Raw genomic sequence first — 8,186 nt, forward strand, 5'->3', positions numbered from 1 at the left:
TTTTTTGCTGGAGCGCGCCCGATGCAGTCGAGCCGTATGGCCGACCGATAGAGCGCCGTCCTGTCCGCGCGTCGTCCTCCGGCTTGACCGGAGGACCCGTCTTGAGCGTCGAGTGCGACGCCAGACATGGATGGTCCGGTCAAGCCGGACCATGACAACGCGTTTGGGGCGAACGGATAGAACTTTGGTTCCCCGGCCTTTTGCGCGCGCCGCGAACGAAAAGCCCCCCGGCGCGGGCGCCGGGGGGCGGAGTGGCCGCGGGAGACGGGCGTGGGAGAGCGCCCGTCCGGGGTCCGCAGCGATCAGGTCACTCGGCCGGCACGCCGTGCGGGCCGGAGGCCGCGACCGGAGCCTCGGCGCGGGCGTTCGCCACCACGCTGCGCCGCCAGGGCTTCAGCACGGTGATCGCGAGCAGCGAGGCGAGGATGTTGGCGCCGGCGGCGATCAGGAACACGCCGTCCCACACGCCCTGCGCCTGCTGCAGGTAGTTCGCGAGCGGCACGAGCAGCGCCGCGGTGCCCTTGGCCGTGTAGAGCATGCCGGCGTTGGTGGCGGCGAACTTCGAGCCGAAGGTGTCGGTGCAGGTCGCCGGGAACAGCGAGTAGATCTCGCCCCAGGCGAAGAACACGAAGCCCGAGAGCAGCACGAACCACACCGGGTCGTGGCCCCAGAGGTAGAGCATGTAGATGCCGACGCCTTCCATGGCGAAGGCCACGAACATGGTGTTCTCGCGGCCGATCTTGTCGGAGATCCAGCCGAAGAACGGGCGGGTGAGGCCGTTCAGGACGCGGTCGATGGTGGCGGAGAAGGTCACGACCGTCATGGTGAGGCCGACGAGCGTGACGGGGATCTTGTCGATGTGCAGGTCGGCCGCGATCGGCTTGAGGTTCGCGGTGATCATCAGGCCGCCGGCGCCGACGATGACGAACATGAAGTACATCAGCCAGAAGATCGGCTGGCGGGCGACCTCGCCGGGGCGGTAGTCGCGGCGGCTCTGGATGTTGGCGGCGTTGACGGCGACCTTCGGCGTCTGGCCGGCCTTGGGGCCGCGCAGCAGCGTCGACATCACGCAGATGACCACCGCCTGGCCGATGCCGAACCAGATGAAGGCGGCCTGGTAGCCGGAATTGGCGATCATGGACTGGATCGGCGCCACGGTCAGCGCCGCGCCCGCGCCGAAGCCCGCCGCGGTGATGCCGGCGGCGAGGCCGCGCTTGTCCGGGAACCACTTCAGCGCGTTGCCGACGCAGGTGCCGTAGACCGCGCCCGCGCCGACGCCGGCGATGACCTGGCCGATGTAGAAGCCGGTCAGCGAGGTCGCGTATCCGTTGATCACCCAACCGACGCCGCACAGCACGCCGCCGAAGGCGACCACGACCAGCGGGCCGTACTTGTCGACGAACCAGCCCTCGACCGGCACCAGCCAGGTCTCGAACAGCACGAACAGCGTGAAGGCCCACTGGATCGCGGCGCGATCCCAGCCGAACTTCGCCTGAATGTCGGGGACGAAGAACGTCCAGCCGTACTGAAGATTGGCGATCATCACCATGCAGACGACGCCGATGACGAGCTGCGTCCAGCGATAGGCGTCGCTGACGCGTTGGCCGGGTTCGCCGGCTCCAAGCGCTGATGTCATTTCCTACCCTCGTGTTTTCTTGTTCGCGTAACGGTCATCACAGCCCGCTCACGAGTTCGTCATCCTGGTGTCCGAAATGCCAGCGGCGCAAGAGGGCGTGCGCCGCAGCGCGGAAATGCTGCGTTGCGACACAAAATCGGGCGATCGAGCTAGGCTATTGCAATATCGATAGAAGGTGCGACGCAATGTCTTATGCGCGCTGCTGCCGCATAGGACGAAAGGATAAGGATGATTGGCATCTGGCATGCCAAAGCGGCGTCACGGGCTGGGACGAGACGCCGGAATCCCTTGGCGTTCTTGCGCTGCAGCAACGATCGTGACGCCGGAGAGCGCTGATTTCGTTGACAGCTTTGTATCTGGCATGCCAGTTTTTGGCCGACCTCAAAGGCCGGCGCGACCGGTCGGAGCGGATGGAACTGCGGGCGAGGCGCGCGAAGGCCGCCGCCCGCCCCGTCCGCGATCCGGCCGAACGTCGGAGCGGAAAGCGGGGACTCCAGGGCCGAAGAGCCACGTCCACGCGAAGCGAAGCGAGCGGCCCCGCAAGACGGCCGCATCGGGACTGCGGGCCGCCCGGCGGCCGGAAGCGCCAAAAAAAGCACTCTGGAGGAATACGTCCCATGTCCACTGTCACGGCATTGAAGGTCCACCCGGAAGAAGCGGCTCTCGCCCCTGTCGTGGACGCGCAGGTCCAGGCCGAGCCCGAGCTCACCGATGGCTTTCACCTCGTCATCGACGCGCTGAAGCTGAACGGCATCGAGACCATCTATGGCGTGCCTGGCATTCCGATCACCGATCTCGGCCGCATGGCGCAGGCCGAAGGCATCCGCGTCATCTCCTTCCGCCACGAGCAGAACGCCGGCAACGCCGCCGCCATCGCCGGCTTCCTCACCAAGAAGCCGGGCGTGTGCCTGACGGTGTCGGCGCCGGGCTTCCTGAACGGCCTGACCGCGCTCGCCAACGCCACCACCAACTGCTTCCCCATGATCCTGATCTCGGGCTCGTCCGAGCGTGAGATCGTCGACCTGCAGCAGGGCGACTACGAGGAGATGGACCAGCTCGCGATCGCGAAGCCGCTCTGCAAGGCGGCGTTCCGCGTGCTGCACGCGGAGGACATCGGCATCGGCGTCGCGCGCGCCATCCGCGCCGCGGTCTCGGGCCGTCCGGGCGGCGTCTATCTCGACCTGCCGGCCAAGCTGTTCTCCCAGGTGCTCGACGCCGCCAAGGGCGAGGCCTCGCTCGTCAAGGTGATCGACGCGGCCCCCGAGCAGATTCCGGCCCCCTCGGCGGTCAAGCGCGCGCTCGACCTGCTGAAGTCCGCCAAGCGCCCGCTCATCATCCTCGGCAAGGGCGCGGCCTACGCCCAGGCCGACGACGACATCCGCGAGCTCGTCGAGCGTTCGGGCATCCCCTACATCCCCATGAGCATGGCCAAGGGCCTGCTGCCCGACACCCATCCGCTCTCGGCCGGCGCGGCGCGCTCGACCGTGCTGAAGGACTCGGACGTGGTGCTGCTGCTCGGCGCCCGCCTGAACTGGCTGCTCAGCCACGGCAAGGGCAAGCAGTGGGGCGAGCCCGGCTCGAAGAAGTTCATCCAGGTCGACATCGAGCCGCGCGAGATGGACTCGAACGTCGAGATCGCGGCCCCGCTCGTCGGCGACATCGGCTCGGTGGTGAAGGTCCTGCTCGCCGGCATCGATTCGAGCTGGCCGGGCGTCCCCTCCGACTGGACCTCGACGATCAACGCCAAGAAGGAAGCCAACATCTCCAAGATGGCGGCGAAGCTCGGCAAGAACGCCTCGCCCATGGACTTCCACGGCGCTCTCGGCGCGCTGAAGCAGGTCATCAAGGAGCGTCCGGACGCGATCCTCGTCAACGAGGGCGCCAACACGCTCGACCTCGCCCGCGGCGTCATCGACATGTACCAGCCGCGCAAGCGCCTGGACGTGGGCACCTGGGGCGTGATGGGCATCGGCATGGGCTTCGCGATCGCGGCCGCCGTTGAGACCGGCAAGCCGGTGCTGGCGGTCGAGGGCGACTCGGCCTTCGGCTTCTCCGGCATGGAGGTCGAGACGATCTGCCGGTACAACCTGCCGGTCTGCATCGTGATCTTCAACAACAACGGCATCTACCGCGGCACCGACGTCGACCCGACCGGCCGCGATCCGGGCACCACGGTGTTCGTGCCGGGCTCGCGCTATGACAAGATGATGGAGGCCTTCGGCGGCGTCGGCGTGAACGTCACGACCCCGGACGAGCTGAAGCGCGCGGTCGACGCGGCCATGGACTCCGGCAAGCCGACCCTGATCAACGCCGAGATCGACCCGGAAGCCGGCAGCGAGAGCGGCAACATCGGCAGCCTGAACCCGCAGAGCGTGGTGAAGAAGAAGAAGTGAAGCGCCAAGCTTGAGGCGTTTCGTTCGCGCCCGTCCCGACGGCTCCGGCCCTCGGGGCGGGCGCATCTCCATGTATATCTAATACCAGAGCCTCATTGACGACGGGCCCCCAGCGCCGTCATCTGGGCTCATGGCGTCGAGGCGCCGACGGGTCACGCCCGCGCGCCCGCATATGTCTCGCAAGGGGAACATGACATGAGCAAGGCTCTTGAGGGCGTCCGCGTCCTGGACTTCACCCACGTTCAGTCCGGCCCGACCTGCACCCAGCTTCTCGCCTGGTTCGGAGCCGACGTGATCAAGGTGGAGCGCCCCGGCGCCGGCGACGCCACGCGCCAGCAGCTCCAGGACATCCCGGACGTGGACAGCCTCTATTTCACGATGCTGAACCACAACAAGCGCTCCATCACGCTGGACTCGAAGAACGCCAAGGGCAAGGAAGTGCTCTGGCGGCTCGTGAAGGAATGCGACGTGCTGGTCGAGAACTTCGCGCCGGGCGCGCTCGACCGCATGGGCCTGACCTGGGAGAAGATCCAGGAGGTCAACCCGCGCATGATCCTGGCCTCCGTGAAGGGTTTCGGCCCCGGCCGCTACCAGGACTGCAAGGTCTATGAGAACGTCGCGCAGTGCGCCGGCGGCTCGGCCTCGACGACCGGCTTCCGCGACGACATCCCGATGGTGACGGGCGCCCAGATCGGCGATTCGGGCACCGGCCTGCACCTCGCGCTCGGCATCGTCACGGCGCTGTTCCACCGCACCCATTCCGGCGTCGGCCAGCGCGTCGACTGCGCCATGCAGGACGCGGTGCTGAACCTCTGCCGCGTCAAGCTGCGCGACCAGCAGCGCCTCGAGCGCGGGCCCTTGCGCGAATACAGCCAATTCGGCGAGGGCGTGCCCTTCGGCGACGCCGTCCCGCGCGCCGGCAACGACTCGGGCGGCGGCCAGCCGGGCCGCATCCTGAAGTGCAAGGGCTGGGAGCACGATCCCAACGCCTATCTCTACTTCATCACCCAGGCGCCGGTGTGGGAGCCGATTTGCGACATCATCGGCGAGCCGGGCTGGAAGACCGACCCGAACTACGCCACGCCGAAGGCGCGCCTGCCGCACCTGAACGAGATCTTCACGCGCATCGAGGCGTGGACCATGAAGCACGACAAGTTCGAGGCCATGGACATCCTCAACAAGTACGACATCCCCTGCGGCCCGATCCTCTCCATGAAGGAGATCGCGGAGGACCCGGCCCTGCGCGAGACCGGCACCGTGGTCGAGGTCGATCACCCGACCCGCGGCAAGTACCTGACGGTCGGAAGCCCGATCAAGCTCTCGGGCAGCCCGGTCGAGGTCGAGCGCTCGCCGCTGCTCGGCGAGCACACCGACGAGATCCTGCGCAGCGTGCTCGGCTACTCCGACGCCGAGATCGCGGAGATCGAGGGCTCGGGCGCCGTCGGCCAGATCCAGAAGCTCGCCGCCGAGTGATTTTCGCGCCAAGCTGATCTTCCGGCCCCGCCGTCTCAGGACGGCGGGGCCTTTCGTTTCAGAGGGGCGCGACAATGAGGGCGGGGGCGTGGATCGCGGCCGCCGTCATTGTGGCGGGAAGCGCGGCCTTCGCCGCGTCGGCTGTCACGGTCGAGCGTCTGTCGCTGGTGTCCGAGACGCCGATGGTCATCGTCTACGGAGCCGACGAGCTTGCGACGATTCCGCCCGGCGTCTTCATCGCCGTCCACGCGTGCCGAGATGAAAAGCAGGTCATCACCCCTCTCGTGCGGATCGGCGACCGGACCGGCGAGGTGCGGGACGGACGCTTTAGGGTACAACGGACCCGGCGGCCGTTGGCCGATGGGTTGCCACCGTTAAGCTGTCTAGGTTTCTAGGCGCCGCCGCCGCATCGTCGGAAAATAAGGGAGAAACCCCATGCGCATCGTCGTCCACGGCCAGCAGGCCTTCGGCAAGGCGGTCCTCGAGGCGCTGCTCGCCCGCGGCGAGGAGGTCGTCGCGGTCTATGTCGCGCCGGAGAAGGACGGCCAGAAGGCCGACCCGCTGAAGGAGGCGGCGATCGCCGCCGGCCTCGAGGTGCGCCAGCCCTCGTCCTATCGCGACGAGGCGGTCGCCGAAGCGTTCCGCGCGCTGAAGCCCGACCTGCAGGTCATGGCCTTCGTCACGCTGTTCGTGCCGTCGAGCTTCCTGAACATCCCGACCCACGGCTCGATCCAGTACCATCCTTCGCTGCTGCCGGCCTATCGCGGCGCCTCCGCCATCAACTGGCCGATCATCAAGGGCGAGACCGAGACCGGCCTGTCGATCTTCTGGCCCGACGACGGCCTCGACACCGGCGACGTGCTGCTGACCAAGACCACGCCGATCGGCCCGAAGGACACGCTGGGCTCGGTCTATTTCGACCGTCTGTTCCCGATGGGCGTCGAGGCCATGCTTGAGGCGGTCGATCTGGTGAAGGCGGGCAAGGCTCCGCGCATAAAGCAGGATGAGGACAAGGCCACCTACGAGGGCCTCTGCCGCGCGGCCAACGCGAAGATCGACTGGGGCAAGCCTTGGAGCCAAATCGACCGGCTGATCCGCGGCTGCAACCCCTCGCCCGGCGCCTGGACCACGCTCGACGGCAAGACGCTCAAGATCCTCGACGCGACCCCGCTGCCGGCCAAGACCCCGAAGGACATCGCCGGCAAGCTCGGCGAGGTTGCGGCCGTCGGGCCCGACGGCTTCCTCGTGGTCTGCGCCGACGGCCGCTTCCGGGTCACGCGCGTGCAGCCGGAAGGCGGGGCCAAGGCTGCGGCCGGCGAATGGGCGACCGCCGCCAACCTCGCGGTCGGCGTGCGGCTGGGCGTCTGACGCAGGCTCGGGCGTATCCGCCGCTGTCATGCCCGGCGAAGCCGGGTATCCACGACTTGGACGTCAAGCTCCACGGAAGTCGTGGATGCCCGCGGAGGCGCGGGCATGACGGCGCGCTTGAGCCCGGTCACGCGCCACGTCTTCTAAACCCTACAGAAACCCGCGCTGGGCTTTGCTCTCATCTGAGGACCGATTTCCCCCGAGCGAAAGCGCGCCCATGACCACCTCGCCGCCCCCGCCCGAAGGCCGCAGCCCGCTGGCGGCCTGGGGCGGCCGCGCCTTGAGCGGCCTCGCCATCCTGTTCCTGCTGGCCGACGGCGCGATCAAGCTGGTCCCGCTGCAGCCGGTGACCGACACGATGCAGGCGCTCGGCTGGCCGACCGACCCCTGGCTGCTGCGCACGCTCGGCGTGATCCAGATCGCGGCGACGCTGCTCTACGCCAACCCGCAGTCCGCCGTGTTCGGCGCGATCCTGCTCACCGCCTATCTCGGCGGCGCGGTCGCGACCCATCTACGGATCGGCAGTCCGCTGCTCACCCACACGCTGTTCGGCGTCTATGTCGGCGCCGTGCTGTGGGCCGGGCTCTGGATCCGCAGCCCGGCGCTGCGCGAAGTGCTCTACGGCAAGCGCTGACGCCGCGCGCGGGCGCGCCGTCATGGTCCGGCTTGACCGGACCATCCATGTCCGATGCCGCGCTCGCGCGAAGGCGCGGGCCTGACGGTGCGAGCAATCCGAGACGTTCAGGCTCATGAGCGCGACAGCGCCGAGCCTGTTGCCCGTAGCTTCGTCATCCCTGCGCGATCGCCCCGATGAGCGGCGTCGGACCTGCATCCGCCGCCCCGGATCATGCTGCGTCGCCGCGACGAATGACGCGGCGCGGCAGGGGCGTTTCGCTTGACAGCCCAGGACCATGGCATTCCAAATGCCAGAGAGATCGGAAGTCCTGTGGGGGGACGCCGGAGCGTTCCGGCGGCGGCGGTCCGGCCGTCGCCGCCGGGGCGCCTTGGTCGAAAAGATGATCGAGCTTCGGCCGGATATGCGGCAGTAGTACGCCTGATCGTCTCTGCCCGCGCCGCTTCGGACCTCGGTCGAAGCGCCGCGCATGCGCCTGCTTCGGGCGCGCCGCCGGCCTTCGAAGGCTGACGGCCGCCTCCTCCATCGGCCGATCGGGACGGCGTCCTCCGCCCGCGAAAGCGTGGCGGGGGACGTTCGCCCGGCTGGCCGCTGTCCTGACGTCGTCCAAATCGAGAGCCGCCGATGAACATACATGAGTACCAGGCCAAGGGGTTGCTGCGGGGGTTTGGGGCTCCTGTTC

At 68.2% G+C, this 8,186-nt stretch carries 6 protein-coding genes; 5 read left to right on the forward strand and 1 reads right to left on the reverse strand.

Annotation, left to right across the window (positions count from 1 at the left end; all coding sequences use genetic code 11):
* Positions 1 to 307: 307 nt before the first annotated feature.
* A complete protein-coding gene (oxlT, locus tag ACFSCV_RS09665; RefSeq protein ID WP_378799307.1) occupies positions 308 to 1,636 on the reverse strand; it encodes an oxalate/formate MFS antiporter in 1,329 nt (442 codons plus the stop codon).
* Positions 1,637 to 2,253: 617 nt separating this feature from the next.
* Between oxlT and oxc the strand changes: the two genes are divergently transcribed.
* From oxc to ACFSCV_RS09690, 5 genes are all read left to right on the forward strand, one after another.
* Positions 2,254 to 4,029 (forward strand): oxalyl-CoA decarboxylase, encoded by a 1,776-nt coding sequence (oxc, locus tag ACFSCV_RS09670; RefSeq protein ID WP_378799309.1) that lies wholly within the window; start codon positions 2,254 to 2,256, stop codon positions 4,027 to 4,029.
* A gap of 195 nt (positions 4,030 to 4,224) precedes the next feature.
* The gene (frc, locus tag ACFSCV_RS09675) at positions 4,225 to 5,502 is read left to right on the forward strand and encodes a formyl-CoA transferase (protein WP_378799311.1); all 1,278 of its coding nucleotides are present in this window, start codon (positions 4,225 to 4,227) and stop codon (positions 5,500 to 5,502) included.
* Between the two features lie 74 nt (positions 5,503 to 5,576).
* Positions 5,577 to 5,897 (forward strand): hypothetical protein, encoded by a 321-nt coding sequence (locus ACFSCV_RS09680; RefSeq protein WP_378799313.1) that lies wholly within the window; start codon positions 5,577 to 5,579, stop codon positions 5,895 to 5,897.
* A 40-nt stretch (positions 5,898 to 5,937) separates the two neighbouring features.
* Positions 5,938 to 6,870 carry a methionyl-tRNA formyltransferase gene (locus tag ACFSCV_RS09685; protein WP_378799315.1) on the forward strand — a complete coding sequence of 311 codons (933 nt, stop codon included), beginning with the start codon at positions 5,938 to 5,940 and terminating at the stop codon, positions 6,868 to 6,870.
* A 217-nt stretch (positions 6,871 to 7,087) separates the two neighbouring features.
* Entirely contained in the window at positions 7,088 to 7,504 is a 417-nt protein-coding gene (locus ACFSCV_RS09690; protein WP_378799317.1) for a DoxX family protein, read from the forward strand.
* Positions 7,505 to 8,186 lie beyond the last annotated feature (682 nt).

The organism is Methylopila henanensis (assembly GCF_042681025.1).
In the GTDB taxonomy this organism is placed as follows: Bacteria; Pseudomonadota; Alphaproteobacteria; order Rhizobiales; family Methylopilaceae; genus Methylopila; species Methylopila henanensis.